This is a genomic window from Pseudomonas sp. FW215-R2 (assembly GCF_058789255.1).
Genome location: NZ_JBYTBO010000030.1, coordinates 15,702 through 33,558 on the forward strand (window position 1 = coordinate 15,702; position 17,857 = coordinate 33,558).

Genomic DNA, 17,857 nt, shown 5'->3' on the forward strand with positions numbered 1-17,857 from the left:
GATGAACGCCTCTCTGCCGTCCGAACCGGGTATTCGCGTCAGCCTCGCCGAGCTGATCGAGATGCGTCACCGCGTGCGCGAAGTGCAGCTGTTTTCCACGCCGAGCCAGCGCAGCCCGCTGATCGGCCTGCACCACTCGAAATTCCGTGGCCGTGGCGTGGACTTCGATCAGGTGCGGGTCTATCAGGCCGGCGACGACGTGCGCACCATCGACTGGCGCGTGACCGCGCGGACTCAGGAGCCGCACACCAAGCTGTTCCATGAAGAGCGCGAGCGGCCGATTTTCATCATGGTCGAGCAAAGCACGCGGCTGTTCTTTGGCTCCGGACTAATGTTCAAATCAGTGCTCGCGGCGCAGGCGGCGGCGCTGATCGGCTGGGCCGCGCTGGGCCACAACGACCGGGTCGGCGGGCTGGTGTTCGGCGACAACGAGCATTACGAAATCAAGCCGCGCCGCAGCAAGCAGAGCCTGCTGCAACTGCTCAACCGGCTGGTGAAGGTCAATCAGTCGCTGCACAGCGAGCGAGAGCCGGATCGCGATGCGTTTGGCGTGGCGTTGCGCCGGGCTCGTGAAGTGCTGCGCCCGGGCAGTCTGGTGATCGTGATCTGTGACGAGCGCGCACTGACTGACAGTGCCGAGCAGCAATTGAGCCTGCTGTCGCGTCATTGCGACCTGCTGATGCTGCCGCTGTCCGATCCGCTGGATCACGCCCTGCCCGCTGCCGGGCTGCTGAGATTCGCTGAACGCGGCGCGCAACTGGAACTCGACACCCTCAACTTCGACCTGCGCCAGACCTATCGCGCCCAGGCCGAAGCACGCATCGCCCGCTGGGAACTGCTCGCGCAGAAACTGCGGGTGTTGCTGATGCCGTTGAGTACCCAAAGCGAAATGGTCGAGCAGATGCGCGAGTTCCTCAATCCGCAGCGCCCGGGGAAAGTTCGATGAACGGCCTCGAACAACTGCAACCGCTGATTTCCCCGCCACCGATTGCCTTCTGGCCGCCGGCGCCGGGCTGGTGGCTGCTGCTTTTGTTGCTGCCGCTGATCGGCATCGTGCTGTGGCGTCTGCGCCGCTTCATCCCGATCAAGAAGAAACCCATCGTGCGCGCTGAACTGCCGCTCGATCCGGTGCGCATCGCCGCGCTCGCCGAGCTGGCGCAAATGGTCAAGCCTTACGACGGCGCCCCAGCCGGCGCGTGGCTGCAACAACTCAACGGCCTGCTCAAACGCCTGTGCCGCAACCACTATCCCTACAGCCAGAGTCACACCCTCAACGGGCGCAAATGGCTGGCGTTTCTCGACAACCGCTGCCCCGCGGCCGGCCTGACCCGCTGGATGGTGTTGGTCGAGGGCGCCTACAAACCCGAGTGCAAACTCGACGACAAGGCCATTGCCGGCCTGACGCAAGCCGTCGACACCTGGATCCGCAAGCATGTTTGAGTTCGCCTGGCCGTGGATCTTTGTGCTGTTGCCACTGCCGTGGCTGATGCGTCTCGTGCTGCCTGTCGCCGACAGTGGCGAGCCGGCGTTGAAGGTGAGTTTCCTCGGTGACCTGGAAGGCCTCGCACGCCGCCGTGCCCGCGCCAATCTGCCCGCCTGGCGCCAGCAGGCACCCTTCATGCTGTTGTGGCTGTTTCTGCTGATCGCTGCCGCCCGCCCGCAATGGCTCGGCGAACCGCTGCCGATTGCTGCGAGCGGTCGTGATCTGCTGGTGGCGGTGGACGTGTCCGGCTCGATGGACTTCCCCGACATGCAATGGAACGACGAGGACGTCAGTCGTCTGTCACTGGTTCAGCATTTGCTCGGTGACTTTCTGGAAAGCCGCGATGGCGACCGGGTCGGTTTGATCCTGTTCGGCAGCCAGGCTTATCTGCAAGCACCGCTGACGTTTGACCGACGCACCGTGCGGGTGTGGCTCGACGAAGCGCGGATCGGCATCGCCGGCAAGAACACCGCCATTGGCGACGCCATCGGTCTGGCGCTGAAACGTCTGCGCATGCGCCCGGCGCAGAGCCGCGTGTTGATTCTGGTCACCGACGGCGCCAACAACGGCGGCGAAATCGATCCGCTGACCGCCGCAAAACTGGCCGCCAACGAAGGCGTGAAAATCTATCCGATCGGCATCGGTGCCGACCCCGAAGAAAGCGGCGCCACGGCACTGCTCGGCGGCAATCCGACCCTCGATCTCGACGAGCCGGCACTCAAGGCGATTGCCGACGCTACCGGCGGCCGCTACTTCCGCGCCCGCGACGGCAAGGAACTGCAAGCGATCAAGGGCACCCTCGACCAACTGGAACCCGTGGCCCAGCAACCGACCCAGGCACGCCCGGCCCAGGCGTTGTATCAATGGCCTCTGGCATTGGCGTTGCTGTTGAGCATGTTGCTGGTTACCCGTGAATTGTGGCCGGACAACCCGTTGCAACGGCTGTTCACCAAGGAGCTGTATCTGCAAAGCCCCCTGCCTGACTGGCGCGCGCGCCTCAAGCGTTTGCGTCTGCGGAGGCGCCGATGATCGCCCTCTGGCCGCACTGGTTCCGTCCCTGGTGGTTACTGTTGTTGCCGCTGCTCGGCTGGTTGATCTGGCAGCTCTGGCACCGGCAGAAACGCGCCGGGCGCTGGCAGATGATTCTGCCGCCGGCGTTCCATGCCGCATTGCTCAGTGGCGGCAGCGGTCGCGACAGCAAACTGCCGTGGGTTGCGTTGGGCGTTGCGTGGTTGCTGACGATCCTGGCGCTGCTCGGGCCGAGCTGGGAGCGCGTCGAGCAGACCAGTCAGAAACCGGCGGATCCGCTAGTAGTTGTGCTGGAGCTGACCCCGGAAATGCTCGCCACCGACTCGCCGCCGACGCGTCTGGAGCAAGCCCGGCGCAAGCTGTTCGATCTGTTGAAGGCGCGCAGCGATGCGCAGACCGCCATCGTGGTTTACGCGGGCAGCGCTCATACGTTGGTGCCGCTGTCGGACGACCTGGCGACCAGTCGCAACCTGCTTGACGCCCTCAAGCCGTCGCTGATGCCGGAGAGCGGTCATCGCGCCGATCTTGCGGTGAGCAAGGCGCTGGCCTTGCTGGAACAGGGGGCGCTGGGTCAGGGACGAATCCTGCTGATCGGCTCTTCGCTGTCCGATGAGGAACGCCAAGGCATTCGCCATGCGTTGAGCGGGCAATCGGCGCAGTTGCTGATGCTCGGCATCGGCACCGCCGAGGGCGCGCCGATTGCTCAGGAGGACGGCAGTTTCCTCAAGGACGCCCAGGGTGCGATCCGCGTGCCGCAACTCGACAGTCCCGGCCTCGGCGCCTTCCTCAATTCGGTGGGCGGCGAGTACCACAGCGCACGGCTGGATGAGTCGGATCTGGGCAGCCTTGGACTGCTCAATGGCCCGCGCAGCCTGCGCAACGACGGCCAGACCCTGCGCCTCGATACCTGGGCCGATCAGGGTTACTGGCTGCTGTTGCCGCTGTTGCTGCTTGCCGCGTGTGCCGGGCGGCGTGGCTGGTTGTTCTGCCTGCCGCTGCTGTTTTGCCTGCCACAGCCGAGCTACGCTTTTGATTTCGAAGACCTGTGGCTGCGCCCCGATCAACAGGGTTTGCACCTGCTCAAGCAGAAGCGTCCTGCCGAAGCGGCGAAACACTTCGAAGATCATCAGTGGCAAGGGCTGGCGTTGTACGAGGCCGGCGACTACAGTGGCGCCGCCCAGCGTTTCGCCGAAGGCAGCGATGCCCGCGCCCACTACAATCGTGGCAACGCATTGGCGAAAAGCGGTGAGCTGGAAGCGGCGATCGATGCCTACGAACAGGCTCTGGAGTTGCAGCCGGATTTGCGCCCGGCGCTGACCAACAAGGCGCTGGTGGAAAACCTGCTCAAGCAGAAAAACACTCCGCCGCCGACCGAGCCCGAGAAGCAACCGACGCAGCAGAACGTGCCGGGCGACGAACCACCGCCCGCCACTGCACCGCCACCGGCGGTCAAGAATGATGCGCCAAGCGAAGCCCAGCCCGCGGAGTCGGCCAGTGAACCACCGCCGACCACCCCGCCGCAGCCAGGCCCCAACGAAGTGCCCAACAGCGCGCCGGACGAAGAACAGAACACCAGCCCGACGCTGCGCCCCAGCGAAGACAACGTCGAAGGCGAGCAACGCCAGGCACTGGAACAGTGGCTGGGCAAGATCCCGGATGATCCGGGCGAACTGCTGCGACGCAAATTCTGGTACGAACAGCAACAACATCAGGATCAGGAAAACACTCGATGACCCGTTTCACCGCTCTCTTGCTGCCCCTGCTGATCTGCACGGCCACCGCCCAGGCGGCCGGGCTGACAGCCAGTGTGGATCGCAGTCGCCTGAACTCCGGCGAGACGGTCGAACTCACCCTCGAATCCAACGATGTCACGCAGTTCGGCAAACCTGATCTGACCCCGCTGGAACCGTTGTTCGAAGTGCGCGGCACGCGCCAGGTCAACCAGCTGAACACCCTCAATAACGAGAACCGCGCCACCACCCGCTGGATCATCACTCTGTTGCCGAAACAGAACGGCAGCGTGGAAATTCCGCCGTTGAAACTCGGCGAAACCGAGAGCCAGCCGATCACCGTGCAGGTGGTCGAAAGCGACGTTCACGAAGAAAAGAATGCGCTCGACCCGGTGTTCATCGAGTCCAGCCTCGACCAGTCCAGCGTCTACGTGCAGGCCCAGGCCGTCCTGACCCTGCGCATCTACCATTCGGTTTCGCTGTACGACGACAGCAGCGTGACTCCGTTGCAGATCGCCGACGCGCGCATCGAGCAACTGGGCGACACGCGCACCTACGAAAAAGACATCAACGGTGTTCGGCATGGCGTGATCGAGATGCGCTATGCGATCTATCCGCAGCACAGTGGTTTGCTGACCATCACCCCGCAGACCTTCAGCGCCACATTGGTCGACACCCAGCCGGCAAAAGATCCCACCGCCCAAGGGCCGAAAACCGGCAAATTGCTGCGCGTCGCGTCCTCGGAAATCCCGCTGACCGTCAAACCCAAACCGATCACTTATCCGAGCGATGCGCCGTGGTTGCCGGCCCGCAGCCTGAGCCTGAGCGAGAGCTGGAACCCGGAGCCGGATCACACGCAGGTCGGCGACTCTCTGACCCGCAGCCTGACCCTCAAGGTCGAAGGCCTCGCCAGTTCACAACTGCCCGCCCTGCCCGCCACCGAGGCCAATGGCTTGCGCCGCTATCCGGATCAGCCGGTGCTCAACAATCAGAGCAGCGAGCGCGGTCTGATCGGCAGCCGTGAAGAACGCGAAGCGCTGGTGCCGAGTCGCAGTGGTTCGATCGAACTGCCGACCGTGGACGTGGTGTGGTGGAACACCTTCGAAGATCACCTGGAACACACCAGCCTGCCGGCGCGCACTCTGCAAGTGGTGAACAACCCGAGCCTGCAAGTCGACACCCCGGCGGGCAGCGCACAACCACTCAGCGGCGCCGACAGTGAAGCGCTGTGGTGGTGGAAACTCAGCACACTGATTCTGGCCTGTACCACCCTGCTCGGCTTCGGCCTGTGGTGGCGTGCCCGCTGGCAACCGGCGATCCTGCGCGCCGCGCAAACCGGCCCGAGCCCGCGCACCCTGCTCGACGACATCAAACGCGCCAGCCAGGCCAACGACCCCCACGCCACCCGCCAGGCCCTCGACGCCTGGGCCCGTCAGCAGCCGGAAACCCTGGCGGATATGGCGGCGCGATTTGTGCCGCTGTCGGATGCGCTCGACGGTTTGAACGGCGCGCTGTATAGCGAGACCGGGCAGCATTGGCAGGGTGAGGATCTGTGGCGGGCGATCCGGACGATTCCGACGGCGGAGCGGGTGCAGGATCCGGTTGGGGACAGTGGGTTACCGCCGCTTTATCCGAAGTAAGCGAAAGAACACCAGCAAACGACATCAAACGATGCCGCACGTCGCGCTCGAATTCGTTTCTGGCAAGATCAGCAGACCACTCGACGTGGTCTGCCCTCCTCCTTCATCTGCTTGTAAGCAGATGCTCGAGATTCAATACCGACACCCGCCCTGCCTGGTTGTTTTCCTGCTTTGCTCGCTCGATGGCCGACGCAATCAGAGCGAAGCACTTTCCCGCTTCCACACCTGAGCTTGTCATCGACCTGATAGCGTCCAGCGCCGCATACCTGACGGTTTCGCTTTCGTGAAACATGAGATCCAGCAATACAGCCAGGGCGCGCTCATCAGCAACGCTCCCCATGGATTCACACATGCGCAAAATCCAGAATTCACTCTTGCCATTGACGGCCGCCAGCAGTTCCGACCAGTCGGTGTCGGAAAACTCTTCAAGTATCCCGGACGCGTTCACAACTTCGACATCCGACCAGTAATCGGTCGGAACCTCATCATCAGCGTATCGGCTTATACAAACATCAAACCTGGAATACATACTCATAGGTCATCCCCGGCTACGCTCAGTCGACACCAGTAAAGTCCACATAAACAGCCTCGACGATAGCGTCCTCCTCACCCATTTCAGGTGCGTAGAACCGCAGGCCCAGACGGGCCACATTGAAGCCTGAGTTATTGAAAACCAGAAACTCGCCTTGCTCTATCAGAGACTGTTGAACGACAAGCACTTCTTCGCCTGCCAACCGCTGACCGCGCCAGGCGAATTGAGCCCATTTCAAAAACTCAACGCCGACGACCATCAAGGCATTATCGAAGTAGACATGAAGTCCCAAATCATCATATGCATCGGTTGGGATAGCGGAATCCGGACTTTTCAAAAACTCGTCAAAGGGGCTTTCGAGGGCCGACCTCGAATCTTCACGGGTCATACCTGCGCGAATCAGTCCAAGGTCTCCTGGGCCAAGCAAGTCAAAATCAATGGTCATTCATTAAAGCCTTTCGAGTTATTGATCGATTACTCACTAAAAGGGGACGGTTTTATTGGCACTAAAAGGGGACAGATTTATTAAATCAAATAAATCCGTCCCCTTTTAGGAGTCCCCTTTTAGTGTTTCCATAACTGAAACCATCTGGAATCTCTGGCCAGCCTGGACCTAAAAGCAGGGCCTCCAGATCGTCACGGATATCCCGGAAAAACCCCGATAAATTCATGAGATGTATACATGAGTGCATCAACGCCGCTTGCAACATGACGTCATCTCCTCTCTCTCTGGCGGATGCTGCTTTAGACATATTGAAGAGGACGAACTCCAGCATTTCCGACAGTTCGTCCTTCCAGTTCAGCTTGTAATCAGCCTCCAGACCATCACCATCGAAATCACCTGTCTTCTCCTTCACTGTCTGGATGATCAGGTTTTTCACCGACTCAAGATCATTCATCTCAGCTCACTTTCATTGATCTTACTTGTTGAAAAGCTCATACACCCATTTAGCCAACATTTCCGGTAATGTTGATTCTTTCCTGAAACATTCTTCACCGCGATCTTTCGCAACAATGGCCAGCGTCCCCGATGCAGAAATTTCAATATAGGGCGCACCAAACTCCTCTATCTCGGCTCCCAAAGTGCACAAATAGGGGACAGATTTATTTAATAAAACAACCCCTCCTTTTTTTGCTCTTCGCGCCCCCTACAAATCTTCCGAAACAACTTCCAATTCATCCCACAGCATGGAAAGTCCAATACCTTTCATATAAGTCCCGTAATCTACAAAACCGGGAAACCCAATACTTTCGATCGAGAACCACGTCGCATCGCACTCTGGGCAAATAAAAATAATCGTCTTATTCGCCTTAATCATCGCCTTGACAACATTATCCTGCTGACATCTTGGGCAGATCATATAAACCTCTCCATCATCAAAAAAGGAACAATCAAAAAAAATGGACAAATTTATGGTCGGGTTGGCACTGATTGCGGAGGTTGAAGCCCGGCGGACCGCTCGATCAAAAAATGATATCAATATAGTGGCCAGACGGTCGATACCCGGTATATGGCCGTCAATTAAAGGATTCGCCGAGATCGTCCCACCCCACCTCCCGGACAAGCCTGCCCGTCGCAATAATCTGTAAACTCTCCCCTCTTTCGCCGCCCTCTCCTTCAGGCGGCCATCACCTCTTTATATTGCGGAGTCAGCCTTGCGTCTGTTTCACACCTCCGACTGGCACCTTGGGCAAAACCTGCACGGCCAGGAGCGCGATTTCGAGCATGCATGCTTCCTCGAGTGGCTGCTGCGCCAATTGAAGCTGGCGCAGCCGGACGTGCTGCTGATCGCCGGCGACATCTTCGACACGGTGAACCCGCCGGTCAAAGCCCAGGAACGCCTTTACGATTTCATCGTCAGCGCCCACGAGCAGCAGCCGTTGCTGACCATCGTGATGATCGCTGGCAACCACGATTCCGGCTCGCGGATAGAGTTGCCCGCGCCGCTGATGCGGCGTTTGCGCACCCATGCGTTGGGTCGGGTATTGTGGCTCGACGACGGCCAGCTCGATGCGGAACGCTTGTTGCTGCCGCTGCCGAATGCGTCCGGCGAGATCGCCGCGTGGTGCCTCGCGCTGCCGTTCCTGCGGCCTGCCGAAGTGACCGGCGCGCATCTGGGTGACAACTATCTGCGCGGTATTGGCCAGGTGCATGAATGGCTGATCGAAGCGGCCAACGCCAAGCGCCAGCCGGGCCAGGCACTGGTCGCCATCAGTCATGCGCACATGGCCGGTGGGTCGGTGTCGGAAGACTCCGAACGCAGCCTGATCATCGGCAACGCCGAAGCCCTGCCGGCCAGCCTGTTCGGGCCGAGCATCAGCTATGTCGCCCTTGGCCATTTGCACAAGCCGCAGAAGGTCAACGGTGAAGAACGGATTCGCTACAGCGGCTCGCCGATCCCGTTGTCGTTTTCGGAAATCAGTTATCAGCATCAGGTGCTCGACGTCGTTCTGGACGGCGAAACCCTGGTCAGCGTCGAGCCAATGCTGATTCCCCGCTCCGTCAACCTGCAACGTCTCGGCCCTGCGCCGTTGGCGGAAATCCTGCTGCAACTGGCCGACCTGCCGAACATCGACCTGCTGGCCGAAACCCAGCGCCAGCCGTGGCTGGAAGTCCGTGTTCGTCTCGATGAGCCACAACCAGACTTGCGCCATCAAGTCGAAAGCGCCCTGCAAGGCAAAGCCGTGCGACTGGTGCGGATCGCGGCGGAGTACGCGGGCAACCGTGGCGCTGACGGCACAGAAGACAGCAGCGCGCTGATCGAACTGGACCAACTCACCCCGCAGGAATTGTTCAGCCGCGCCTGGCTCGACAATTACGGCAACGAGGTCGATGAGCAAACCCTCAAGGACTTCGCCGAACTGCTGCAAGACGTACAAATGGAGGGCGAGCAGCCATGAAGATTCTCGCCATTCGTTTGAAGAACCTTGCTTCGCTGGCCGGCCCGTTCGAGATCGACTTCACCGCCGAGCCGCTGGCCAGCGCCGGTCTGTTCGCCATCACCGGCCCGACGGGCGCCGGCAAAAGTACCTTGCTCGATGCCCTGTGCCTGGCGTTGTTTGGCTCTGTGCCGCGTTTGAACAACACCAGCCGTGACGCCAAGGTGCCGGACGCCGACGGCGAAATCGCCACTGGCGACCCACGCACACTGCTGCGGCGCGGCACGGGTGAAGGTTTTGCCGAAGTGGATTTTGTCGGCGTCGATGGCCGCCGTTATCGCGCTCGCTGGGAAGCCAACCGCGCCCGGGAAAAGGCCGGCGGCAAGTTGCAGGCCAGCCGCCAGAGCCTGCGTGACATCGATCAGGATCAACTGCTCGCCAGCCAGAAAGGCGAATACAAGGTTCAGCTCGAAGCGGCGCTGGGCCTGAATTTCGAACAGTTCACCCGCGCCGTGCTGCTGGCCCAGAGCGAGTTCAGTGCGTTCCTCAAGGCCGATGACAACGACCGCAGCGAACTGCTGGAAAAACTCACCGATACGGCGCTCTACACCCGCCTCGGCCGACGCGCGTTCGACAAGACCAAAGAGGCGCGCGAAGCCCACAAGCAGTTGCAGGATCAAGCCACCGGCGTGACCCCGCTGCCGCCCGAGGCTCGCGCCGAACTCGACGAGCGCTTCAACGCTGCCCAACAGCAACTGAAGTTGCAGCAGGCCCAGCTCAAACAGCTTGAGCAACAACACACCTGGCTCAAGGATCTGCACCTGTTGCAGGACGCGCAGCAGGCGGCCGCCGAGCAACTGCAGAGCGCCGAACACGAGCGCGAAACGCTGGCCGGCGAACGCCTGCGATTGACGCGTCTGGAACAACTCGCCCCGCAACGGCATCAGTTCGCCCGCAAGGCTGAGATCGATTCACTACTGACGCCATTGGCGGCGCAAATCAGCGCGCACACCCAGCAACAAGGCGAGCTGACTGAACGCCAGACTCAACTTGAGCAAGACCTCAGTGCCGCACAAATCGCCCTGACCCAGGCACAGACGCAACAGAGCGAAAGTGCGCCGCTGTTGCGTCAGGCCTTCGATGAGCAAAGCACCCTCGCCCGCCTCGCCAGGGAAGTCGCCTCCGGCGCCGAAGCGAAGCAGAGCGCCGAACAGGCCTGCACTCAGGGCCAGAGCGCAATCCAGACCCTGCTCGACCAACAGAAAATGGTCGCCGAACGCTTGCAACGTATTGCCACCGATCTTGAGCAAAGTGCTCACCTGGCACCGTTGAGCGAAGCGTGGAATGCCTACCGCGACCGCTTGCAGCAACTGATGCTGATCGGCAACCGGTTGAACAAGGGCGAGAGCGAACTGGCGAATCTCGAACAGAACGCCGCCCGCGCCACCGAAGAGCTGGCCACGCAAAAGCAGCAACTTGAAGTGCTGTTCAAGGAGGCCGGCGCCGAGCCGGACGCCGTCGCCGAGCAGATCGGCATCCTCGGCACGCTGTTGCAGGACAACCGCAAGCAACTGCGCGCCGTCGAAGACCTGACACGCCTTTGGGCCAGTCAGCAGGATCTGGACAAACGTGGTGCCGAGCTGCAACAGCGCCAGCTCGATGCGCAACAGGAGCGCGAGCGCCTGACCCAGGACGGGGTGAAAACCAAGTCTGAACTGACCGTCGCCGAACAGACCTTCAACGTCACCCGCGAACTGCTCGAACGCCAGCGCCTGGCCCGCAGTGCCAGTGTCGAAGAGCTGCGTGCGCAATTGCAGGACGACCAGCCGTGCCCGGTCTGCGGCAGCAACGAGCATCCGTATCACCAGCCGGAAGCTTTGCTGCAAAGCCTCGGCCGTCACGATGAAAGCGAGCAGGCCAGCGCGCAGCAAGCGGTCGATCAACTGAAGGAAAAACTCACCGAGCTGCGAACCAGCGTCGGTGGTGTGATTGCCCAACAGAAAGAGTTGCTGCAACAACAGGAACAACTGGCGACACAACAGCAAACGCTGACGCCGAGCATCGAGGCTCATCCGCTGGCCGCGCCGTTGCTGAATCAGGACAGCGACAAGCGCGCTGCCTGGCTCACTCGCCAGAACGATCAATTGAACCAGAGCATCACCCAGGACGAACAGCGTCAGGCGGCCCTGCTCACCTTGCAACAGGATGCGGCGCGCCTGACCCAGCAATTGCGTCACGCCGAAACCGCACACCAGCAAGCGGCGCAGCACCTGAGCAATCAGCAGCGCGAGCTGAGCGCTGACCGGCAGCGTCTGGACGAAGAGCTCGCAGCCTTCGCCACGCTGCTGCCCTCCGAGACTCACGAAGCCCTGCGCGCCGAGCCGGCCGCGACCTTCATGCAGCTTGACCGGCAGATCGCCGAGCGACTGGCGCAAGTCGATCAGCAAAAGGAAGAACTGGCTGAGCAACAACAACGCCAGCAGACGCTTGAGAAGGAACAGGATCGTCAGCAAAGCCGCGTGCAGCAACTGCAAAACGCTGAACAGCAACTCAACGCGCTGACCGCTCAGCAACAGGCCAGCCAAGAGAAACTGACGCAATTGCTGGGCGATCACAACTGCGCCGAGCACTGGCAACAGCAGCTTGAACTGGCGGTAGAACAGGCACGCAACGCCGAATCCACCACGACTCAGGCACTGCAAGGCGTGCACACGCAACTCGTGCAAATCGCCGCCGAACTCAAAGCGCAGCAGGAACGGCTGCTCGCGCTGGAAACCGAAGACCGCGATCTGGCCGGCAAGATTGCCGACTGGCGTGCTCGCCATCCGGAACTGGATGACGGCGGCCTCGAAGATCTGTTGCGGGTCGATGACGCGCAGGTCGGCGAGTTGCGCGAGCGTTTGCAGCGCAACGAAAAAGCCCTGGAACACGCCAAGGTGCTGTTGCAGGAACGTGATCGCCAGTTGCTCGAACATCAGGCGCAGCACAACGGCAACCTCGAAGCCGAACAACTCACTGTCGCCCTCGCCGACGTACAGAACCAGTGCAGCGCGAGCGAACAGCTCTGCGCCGAGCTGCGTGCCGAGCAAGTCGAAGATCAGCGCCGGCAAAACGCCAATTCCGCGCTGGCGCAGCAGATCGCCGACGCCTATGCCGAGTATCAGCGCTGGGCGCGACTCAATGCCTTGATCGGCTCGGCCACCGGCGACACCTTCCGCAAGATCGCACAGGCCTACAACCTCGACCTGCTGGTGCATCACGCCAACGTGCAGCTGCGGCAACTGGTCAAGCGCTACCGCCTGAAACGTGGTGGCAGCATGCTCGGCCTGCTGGTGATGGACACCGAAATGGGCGACGAGCTGCGCTCGGTGCATTCGCTGTCCGGCGGTGAAACCTTCCTGGTGTCGCTGGCGCTTGCACTGGGCCTGGCCTCGATGGCGTCGAGCACGCTGAAAATCGAATCGCTGTTTATCGACGAAGGCTTCGGCAGCCTTGATCCGGAATCCCTGCAACTGGCGATGGACGCCCTCGACGGCTTGCAGGCTCAGGGTCGCAAGGTCGCGGTGATTTCCCACGTGCAGGAAATGCACGAGCGGATTCCGGTGCAGATTCAGGTGCAGCGCCAGGGCAATGGTTTGAGCACACTGGAGGTGAAATGAACACGCTGTATTCGTTCCGCCGCTGCCCGTATGCGATGCGCGCGCGGATGGCCCTGCGTTATTCGGGCGTGCCGGTGGAGATCGTCGAAGTCAGCCTCAAGGCCAAACCGGCCGAGATGCTGGCGATCTCGCCCAAAGGTACGGTGCCGGTGCTGGATGCGGAGGGTCAGGTAATCGATGAGAGTCTGGAGATCATGCGCTGGGCACTGGCGCAGAACGATCCGCAGGGCTGGTTGCTGGGTGGGGACTCACGGATTGCCGAGTTGATCGAAACCAACGATCAAGTGTTCAAGGTGCACCTGAATCGCTACAAGTACGCCGAGCGTTATCCGGAACAACCGATGGAGGTTTATCGCGCCGAAGGTGCGTTGTTCCTGCAGAAGCTGGATGAGTTGCTCGAAGGCTACGACTACTTGTTGACCGATCATCCTTGCCTGGCCGATATCGCGCTGCTGCCCTTCGTTCGCCAGTTCGCCCATGTCGATCGCGAATGGTTTGCTCAGACACCTTACGTGCGGTTGCAGGGTTGGTTGCAGCGGTTCCTGGAATCAGATCTGTTCACCGCCATCATGAAAAAGTAAGCGCTTACGCCAACACTTCGCACATCCCTATCGCCGAGCAATCCACCTCGAACGGCCCGAAGAACTCGGCCGAGGTTTTCACGGGTGGATTGCCGGCCAGCAGCCCCAACGCATTGGCGCGTTCGATGTTGTGGGCGATGGTGTGGTTGGCCTCTATGGCCCGGGCCAGACCGCCGACCGAGCCCTGACCGAATCCCAGAAGAGACGTGCCGTTGGTCATGATCGCCAGACCGGCGATGATCCAGAATCTGTAGCCTTTCATGCTCCGACGGCTCCCGCGAGTTCAACTGAATCCACCGCTGCGCTTTGCGAGCGGAGTTCGAACTGGACGCCGGGATGCGCGATCTGGATCGGTGCATCGAAGCTGTGTTGCGATTGGGACGAGAGGCTGACGAACAGCACCATGACCAGGTACAGACCGATGGCCAGGTAGGCGCCGCGTTTGGCGGAAGTGATGATTGAACTGGCCATGATGTGTGCTCCGTGGACAATGTTTCGACGCCCACAGAATCAATCAAAAAAGCCGGGGTAACCACTCAGGGTTTGGCATAGTAACCATCAGCTTCGTTGATTATTTAGCCGGTCTATCCCGCCGTTTGAAAATACCTATTACCTGTCGGTGCGCACGCAAAAAACTGCCCAAGGCTGCGATCTTTTGATTTTGCTTTTGATAAACAAGATCAAAGGATCGCAGCCTTGGGCAGTTCCAGGACGTGACGGAAATTTCAGTGTTGAGCTTTGTGATCCAGCGCGGCGTAGAAGTTGGCGCTCTGTTGCAGGTATTTCTGGGTGTAGCTCTGGGTGTGGGATTTTTTGTCGCTGATTTCAACGTTGGCGCTGGCTGGCAGAGCAACGGTGGCGGAGATGGCGGAAGCGGCGATGATCGAGAAGAGATTGAAGTTCATGGCGGTAACCCTCGTGTTCGGTTGGCTTGCTTGCCCGGTTGGGCCGTGAAGCAAACTTAACGCTCGAGGGTCGCTCGCTTGAAATGCTTTGCACCATTACCTGTTATCAGCAGGATTAATACAAAGCTTCAGGCCCCGTAGACCGGGGCCTGCGGCTTATTGACGCAGCAGAAACTTGAGGTCGCTCGGGGCGTCCATCGGCAGTTTTTGCACGGTTTTACCGAGCAGTCCGGTCTTGCCGTCGCGTTCAACCACGACAATCTGGTTGCTTTTCTGGTTGGCGATCAGCAGGAATTTACCGCTCGGATCGAGGCTGAACTCGCGCGGGTGATCGCCTTCCACCGAACGCCGTTGCAGCTCCTTGAGCTGGCCGGTAGCCGGGTCGATGGCGAACACCAGCAGCTGATTGGCAGTGCCACGGTTGCTGACGTAGAGGAATTTGCCATCGGCAGACGCGTGCAGCGCCGCAGCGGCTTTGTCCGAGGTCGGCTGGCCGGCTGCCAGGTCGACCATTTGCGTCTGGGTCAGCACGCCGTCGTTGTAGTCGAACACCGCAACCTGCGCGCTCATTTCCATGGTCAGCCAGGCATGCTTGCCGTCAGCGCTGAACAACAGATGACGCGGCCCGCTGCCCGCTGGCAATTGCACCGAAACGGTTTTCGCCGGGGTCAGCGGCAGGTCCGGATTGGCTTTCGGGTCGAATTGGTAGACAAAGACTTTGTCTGCGCCCAGGTCGTTGGAGAACACATAACGACCGTCCGGCGAGGAAATCGTCGAGTGCACATGGTTCGAGGCCTGACGTTCAGGGTTGACCCGGCTCGCCGGGTGAGCACTCATCTGCACCACCGGTTTGAGTTTGCCGTCGCTGCCGACCGGCAACACCGCGAGGGTGCCGCCCGGATCTTCGACTACCGAATAGTTGCTGACGAACAGATGGCTGGCGTCGCCGCTGAGGCTCGAATGGGTCGGCTCGTTGCCCAGGCTCTGGACCTGATTGATCAGGGTCAGCGCATGAGTTTTCGGATCGATGGAATAGCTGCTGACGCGACCGACCGGGTCTTTCTGGCCAGGGCCGTTTTCATTGACCACGAACACCCGGTGCTGATCCTTGGACAGGGTCAGCCACGACGGGTTTTCGCTCTTGATCACTTGCAGCGGCTTGGCATCGATCTGGCCGGTGGCGCTGTCGAAGTTCATCCGGTAGAGGCCCTGGCTGGTGCCGGCGGTGTAGGAGCCGACCAGCAACTGGAAGCTCTCGGCTGACGCGCTGGAAAGGCCCATCGCACCGACGCTGCCGGCCATCAACAATGGCCAGAATTTACGCATGTTCATTCGGCTTCATCCTCGTCGTCGGCGCTGCTGAGTACATCGCCGAGGCAGACCAGACGGTGTTCGCCGACGGTTTTGGTGTCGCTGGCAAAACCGACGATCAACCAGCTCTGCAGGTCCTGGTCAAACGTCGCCGCTTCAACCTGAGCCGGCGTGAACTCCCAATGCCTGGCCGTTCGGCCATCGATGCACTCGATGTGCAGATTGTCGTCTTCATCGAGGGCGAATTCGAAGGCGTGCAGGCCGTCGATTTCGACCATACCGCAATGTTCGAGGGCGTTGAGAAGGGTGTCGGTTACGGCAGTCATGGCAATCATGTCTTTCAGGGGGAAAGTGGCAATGATAGCTCAAAGCCCCGCTCTTGATCGTTCCCACGCTCCGCGTGGGAATGCCTCAAGGGACGCTCCGCGTTCCAGCTCTCGAATGGGACGCAGAGCGTCCCGGGCTGCATTCCCACGCAGACGGTTCGACGCCTCGACGTGGGAACGATCGATCCAGTTCGGCTTAGAGAGCCTCGCGCGAGGGTTTGCCATCCACCAGCCGCTGAATGCGCAGCGGGTTGGCATTTTTCAGCGGTTCCGGCAGCAGGCTGTCGGGATAGTTCTGGAAGCACACCGGGCGCAGGAAACGATCGATCGCCAGGGTGCCGACCGAGGTGCCGCGAGCATCGGACGTCGCCGGATACGGCCCGCCGTGGACCATCGAGTCACACACTTCGACACCGGTCGGGTAACCGTTGAGCAGGATCCGCCCGACCTTCTGTTCCAGCAACGGCGTCAGTTCCGGGAACTGCATGAAGTCCGCCGGCTCGCCGATGATCGTCGCGGTGAGTTGCCCATGAAGCCCCTTCAACGCCGCGTTCAGTTGCGCCTGATCCGCCACTTCAACGATCACTGTGGTCGGGCCGAACACTTCTTCCTGAAGCACTTCATCGCCGCTGATCAACAGGCTGGCATCAGCCTTGAACAGCTGCGGCCGCGCCTGATTGCCCTGCTGCGGATTACCGGCCAGATGCTCGATGCCGGCATGCGCCAAGAGTTCTTCCAGGCCCTTGCCATAGCTGCCGAGGGTGCCGGCATTGAGCATCGTTTGCGCCGGTTGGTCGCCGATCAACGCCGCGACCTGCTCAATGAATGCCGTGAACTGCGGTGAGCGAATGCCGATCACCAGGCCCGGATTGGTACAGAACTGACCGCAGCCCTGCACCACCGACGCGGTCAGATCACGGGCAACAGTTTCCGAACGAACTGTCAGGGCCTGGGGCAGAACGATTACCGGGTTGATGCTCGACATCTCGGCGAACACCGGGATCGGCTGTGGACGCGCGGCGGCCATGTCACACAGTGCCCGTCCACCTCGCAGCGAACCAGTGAAGCCCACGGCCTGAATCGCCGGATGCTTGACCAGCCACTCGCCGACTCCGCCGCCGTAGATCATGTTGAACACACCGGCCGGCATCGCGGTTTTCTCCGCCGCCCGAATCACCGCGTCAGCCACGAATTCGGCCGTGGCCATATGGCCGCTGTGGGCCTTGAACACCACCGGGCACCCGGCGGCCAGCGCCGACGCGGTGTCGCCGCCAGCGGTGGAGAATGCCAGTGGAAAGTTGCTCGCACCGAACACCGCCACCGGGCCGAGGCCGATGCGGTACTGGCGCAGATCCGGACGCGGCAGCGGCTGACGATCCGGCAGCGGCAGGTCGATGCGCGCACCGTAGAAATCGCCACGCCGCAGCACTTTGGCGAACAGCCGCATCTGGCCACTGGTGCGTCCGCGTTCACCCTGAATCCGCCCGGCAGGCAACGCTGTTTCGCGACAGACCACTGCGACGAAATCGTCGCCCAGCGCATCCAGCTCATCGGCAATCGCATCGAGAAACTGCGCGCGGCGTTCGGCGCTCAGGCTGCGATAGGCGGAATACGCCGCAGCCGCCGCTTTGGCAGCGGCGTCCACTTCCTCTTGCGTCGCCTGGATGAAATCGTGAGGCAATGCCTCGCCCGTCGTGGCATCGATGCTGTGCAGTTTGACGCTACCCGCCGCGCTGCGACGCCCGCCGATGTAGTTGTGACCGAGAATCTGAGTCATGGGA

Annotated in this window: 18 protein-coding genes; 8 read left to right on the plus strand and 10 right to left on the minus strand. The window is 61.0% G+C overall.

The features are described 5' to 3' along the window. Window position 1 precedes the first annotated feature (1 nt). From AC3WRD_RS27825 to AC3WRD_RS27845, 5 genes are read left to right on the plus strand one after another with little or no spacing between them, the layout of a single operon-like run. The gene (locus AC3WRD_RS27825) at window positions 2-946 is read left to right on the plus strand and encodes a DUF58 domain-containing protein (protein WP_096820033.1); all 945 of its coding nucleotides are present in this window, start codon (window positions 2-4) and stop codon (window positions 944-946) included. After that, window positions 943-1,440 carry a DUF4381 domain-containing protein gene (locus AC3WRD_RS27830; protein WP_102620975.1) on the plus strand — a complete coding sequence of 166 codons (498 nt, stop codon included), beginning with the start codon at window positions 943-945 and terminating at the stop codon, window positions 1,438-1,440. Before AC3WRD_RS27825 ends, AC3WRD_RS27830 begins: the two co-directional genes overlap by 4 nt. Further along, window positions 1,433-2,512, plus strand: a complete 1,080-nt coding sequence (locus tag AC3WRD_RS27835) for a vWA domain-containing protein (RefSeq protein WP_102620974.1) — start codon at window positions 1,433-1,435, stop codon at window positions 2,510-2,512. Before AC3WRD_RS27830 ends, AC3WRD_RS27835 begins: the two co-directional genes overlap by 8 nt. Further along, window positions 2,509-4,245, plus strand: coding sequence for a tetratricopeptide repeat protein (locus AC3WRD_RS27840; RefSeq protein WP_102620973.1), 1,737 nt, complete (start codon window positions 2,509-2,511; stop codon window positions 4,243-4,245). Before AC3WRD_RS27835 ends, AC3WRD_RS27840 begins: the two co-directional genes overlap by 4 nt. Further along, complete coding sequence (locus AC3WRD_RS27845) at window positions 4,242-5,882, plus strand: BatD family protein (RefSeq protein WP_102620972.1); 1,641 nt, start codon at window positions 4,242-4,244, stop codon at window positions 5,880-5,882. Before AC3WRD_RS27840 ends, AC3WRD_RS27845 begins: the two co-directional genes overlap by 4 nt. A 103-nt stretch (window positions 5,883-5,985) precedes the next feature. On the opposite strand, the gene AC3WRD_RS27850 is transcribed toward AC3WRD_RS27845, so the two are convergent. From AC3WRD_RS27850 to AC3WRD_RS27865, 4 genes are all read right to left on the minus strand, one after another. Further along, the gene (locus AC3WRD_RS27850) at window positions 5,986-6,417 is read right to left on the minus strand and encodes a HEAT repeat domain-containing protein (protein ID WP_102620971.1); all 432 of its coding nucleotides are present in this window, start codon (window positions 6,415-6,417) and stop codon (window positions 5,986-5,988) included. Window positions 6,418-6,436: 19 nt separating this feature from the next. Then, the gene (locus AC3WRD_RS27855; protein ID WP_102620970.1) at window positions 6,437-6,859 is read right to left on the minus strand and encodes a hypothetical protein; all 423 of its coding nucleotides are present in this window, start codon (window positions 6,857-6,859) and stop codon (window positions 6,437-6,439) included. A gap of 85 nt (window positions 6,860-6,944) precedes the next feature. Continuing rightward, window positions 6,945-7,313 carry a hypothetical protein gene (locus AC3WRD_RS27860; protein WP_102620969.1) on the minus strand — a complete coding sequence of 123 codons (369 nt, stop codon included), beginning with the start codon at window positions 7,311-7,313 and terminating at the stop codon, window positions 6,945-6,947. A gap of 249 nt (window positions 7,314-7,562) precedes the next feature. Beyond that, the gene (locus tag AC3WRD_RS27865) at window positions 7,563-7,775 is read right to left on the minus strand and encodes a zf-TFIIB domain-containing protein (protein ID WP_102620968.1); all 213 of its coding nucleotides are present in this window, start codon (window positions 7,773-7,775) and stop codon (window positions 7,563-7,565) included. Window positions 7,776-8,070: 295 nt separating this feature from the next. On the opposite strand from AC3WRD_RS27865, the gene AC3WRD_RS27870 reads away from it, so the two are divergent. The 3 genes from AC3WRD_RS27870 to AC3WRD_RS27880 are packed head-to-tail and all read left to right on the plus strand — an operon-like array spanning window position 8,071 to window position 13,534. Beyond that, window positions 8,071-9,315, plus strand: coding sequence for an exonuclease SbcCD subunit D C-terminal domain-containing protein (locus tag AC3WRD_RS27870; protein ID WP_102620966.1), 1,245 nt, complete (start codon window positions 8,071-8,073; stop codon window positions 9,313-9,315). Beyond that, the gene (locus AC3WRD_RS27875; RefSeq protein ID WP_102620965.1) at window positions 9,312-12,953 is read left to right on the plus strand and encodes an AAA family ATPase; all 3,642 of its coding nucleotides are present in this window, start codon (window positions 9,312-9,314) and stop codon (window positions 12,951-12,953) included. Before AC3WRD_RS27870 ends, AC3WRD_RS27875 begins: the two co-directional genes overlap by 4 nt. Then, window positions 12,950-13,534 carry a glutathione S-transferase gene (locus AC3WRD_RS27880; RefSeq protein WP_102620964.1) on the plus strand — a complete coding sequence of 195 codons (585 nt, stop codon included), beginning with the start codon at window positions 12,950-12,952 and terminating at the stop codon, window positions 13,532-13,534. Before AC3WRD_RS27875 ends, AC3WRD_RS27880 begins: the two co-directional genes overlap by 4 nt. A gap of 4 nt (window positions 13,535-13,538) precedes the next feature. Here the strand turns inward: AC3WRD_RS27880 and AC3WRD_RS27885 are convergent, their stop codons facing one another. The 6 genes from AC3WRD_RS27885 to AC3WRD_RS27910 form a co-directional block, all read right to left on the minus strand. Further along, a complete protein-coding gene (locus AC3WRD_RS27885) occupies window positions 13,539-13,796 on the minus strand; it encodes a hypothetical protein (RefSeq protein ID WP_096820052.1) in 258 nt (85 codons plus the stop codon). After that, complete coding sequence (locus tag AC3WRD_RS27890; protein ID WP_102620963.1) at window positions 13,793-14,005, minus strand: hypothetical protein; 213 nt, start codon at window positions 14,003-14,005, stop codon at window positions 13,793-13,795. Before AC3WRD_RS27890 ends, AC3WRD_RS27885 begins: the two co-directional genes overlap by 4 nt. 254 nt (window positions 14,006-14,259) lie before the next feature. Next, window positions 14,260-14,439, minus strand: coding sequence for a hypothetical protein (locus tag AC3WRD_RS27895; RefSeq protein WP_011334602.1), 180 nt, complete (start codon window positions 14,437-14,439; stop codon window positions 14,260-14,262). 156 nt (window positions 14,440-14,595) lie between these two features. Continuing rightward, complete coding sequence (locus AC3WRD_RS27900; RefSeq protein ID WP_102620962.1) at window positions 14,596-15,771, minus strand: lactonase family protein; 1,176 nt, start codon at window positions 15,769-15,771, stop codon at window positions 14,596-14,598. Beyond that, window positions 15,768-16,076 carry a DUF5629 family protein gene (locus AC3WRD_RS27905; protein WP_102620986.1) on the minus strand — a complete coding sequence of 103 codons (309 nt, stop codon included), beginning with the start codon at window positions 16,074-16,076 and terminating at the stop codon, window positions 15,768-15,770. The genes AC3WRD_RS27900 and AC3WRD_RS27905 overlap by 4 nt, the downstream gene beginning before the upstream one ends. Window positions 16,077-16,272: 196 nt before the next feature. Beyond that, window positions 16,273-17,853, minus strand: a complete 1,581-nt coding sequence (locus tag AC3WRD_RS27910; protein ID WP_102620961.1) for an aldehyde dehydrogenase (NADP(+)) — start codon at window positions 17,851-17,853, stop codon at window positions 16,273-16,275. Window positions 17,854-17,857 lie beyond the last annotated feature (4 nt).

Excerpts from the sequence above, each read along its gene's own strand:
- AC3WRD_RS27825 (WP_096820033.1), top strand. The coding sequence starts at position 2 with ATGAACGCCTCTCTGCCGTCCGAACCGGGTATTCGCGTCAGCCTCGCC.
- AC3WRD_RS27830 (WP_102620975.1), top strand. The coding sequence starts at position 943 with ATGAACGGCCTCGAACAACTGCAACCGCTGATTTCCCCGCCACCGATT.
- AC3WRD_RS27835 (WP_102620974.1), top strand. The coding sequence starts at position 1,433 with ATGTTTGAGTTCGCCTGGCCGTGGATCTTTGTGCTGTTGCCACTGCCG.
- AC3WRD_RS27840 (WP_102620973.1), top strand. The coding sequence starts at position 2,509 with ATGATCGCCCTCTGGCCGCACTGGTTCCGTCCCTGGTGGTTACTGTTG.
- AC3WRD_RS27845 (WP_102620972.1), top strand. The coding sequence starts at position 4,242 with ATGACCCGTTTCACCGCTCTCTTGCTGCCCCTGCTGATCTGCACGGCC.
- AC3WRD_RS27850 (WP_102620971.1), bottom strand. The coding sequence starts at position 6,417 with ATGAGTATGTATTCCAGGTTTGATGTTTGTATAAGCCGATACGCTGAT.
- AC3WRD_RS27855 (WP_102620970.1), bottom strand. The coding sequence starts at position 6,859 with ATGACCATTGATTTTGACTTGCTTGGCCCAGGAGACCTTGGACTGATT.
- AC3WRD_RS27860 (WP_102620969.1), bottom strand. The coding sequence starts at position 7,313 with ATGAATGATCTTGAGTCGGTGAAAAACCTGATCATCCAGACAGTGAAG.
- AC3WRD_RS27865 (WP_102620968.1), bottom strand. The coding sequence starts at position 7,775 with ATGATCTGCCCAAGATGTCAGCAGGATAATGTTGTCAAGGCGATGATT.
- AC3WRD_RS27875 (WP_102620965.1), top strand. The coding sequence starts at position 9,312 with ATGAAGATTCTCGCCATTCGTTTGAAGAACCTTGCTTCGCTGGCCGGC.
- AC3WRD_RS27880 (WP_102620964.1), top strand. The coding sequence starts at position 12,950 with ATGAACACGCTGTATTCGTTCCGCCGCTGCCCGTATGCGATGCGCGCG.
- AC3WRD_RS27885 (WP_096820052.1), bottom strand. The coding sequence starts at position 13,796 with ATGAAAGGCTACAGATTCTGGATCATCGCCGGTCTGGCGATCATGACC.
- AC3WRD_RS27890 (WP_102620963.1), bottom strand. The coding sequence starts at position 14,005 with ATGGCCAGTTCAATCATCACTTCCGCCAAACGCGGCGCCTACCTGGCC.
- AC3WRD_RS27895 (WP_011334602.1), bottom strand. The coding sequence starts at position 14,439 with ATGAACTTCAATCTCTTCTCGATCATCGCCGCTTCCGCCATCTCCGCC.
- AC3WRD_RS27900 (WP_102620962.1), bottom strand. The coding sequence starts at position 15,771 with ATGAACATGCGTAAATTCTGGCCATTGTTGATGGCCGGCAGCGTCGGT.
- AC3WRD_RS27905 (WP_102620986.1), bottom strand. The coding sequence starts at position 16,076 with ATGACTGCCGTAACCGACACCCTTCTCAACGCCCTCGAACATTGCGGT.
- AC3WRD_RS27910 (WP_102620961.1), bottom strand. The coding sequence starts at position 17,853 with ATGACTCAGATTCTCGGTCACAACTACATCGGCGGGCGTCGCAGCGCG.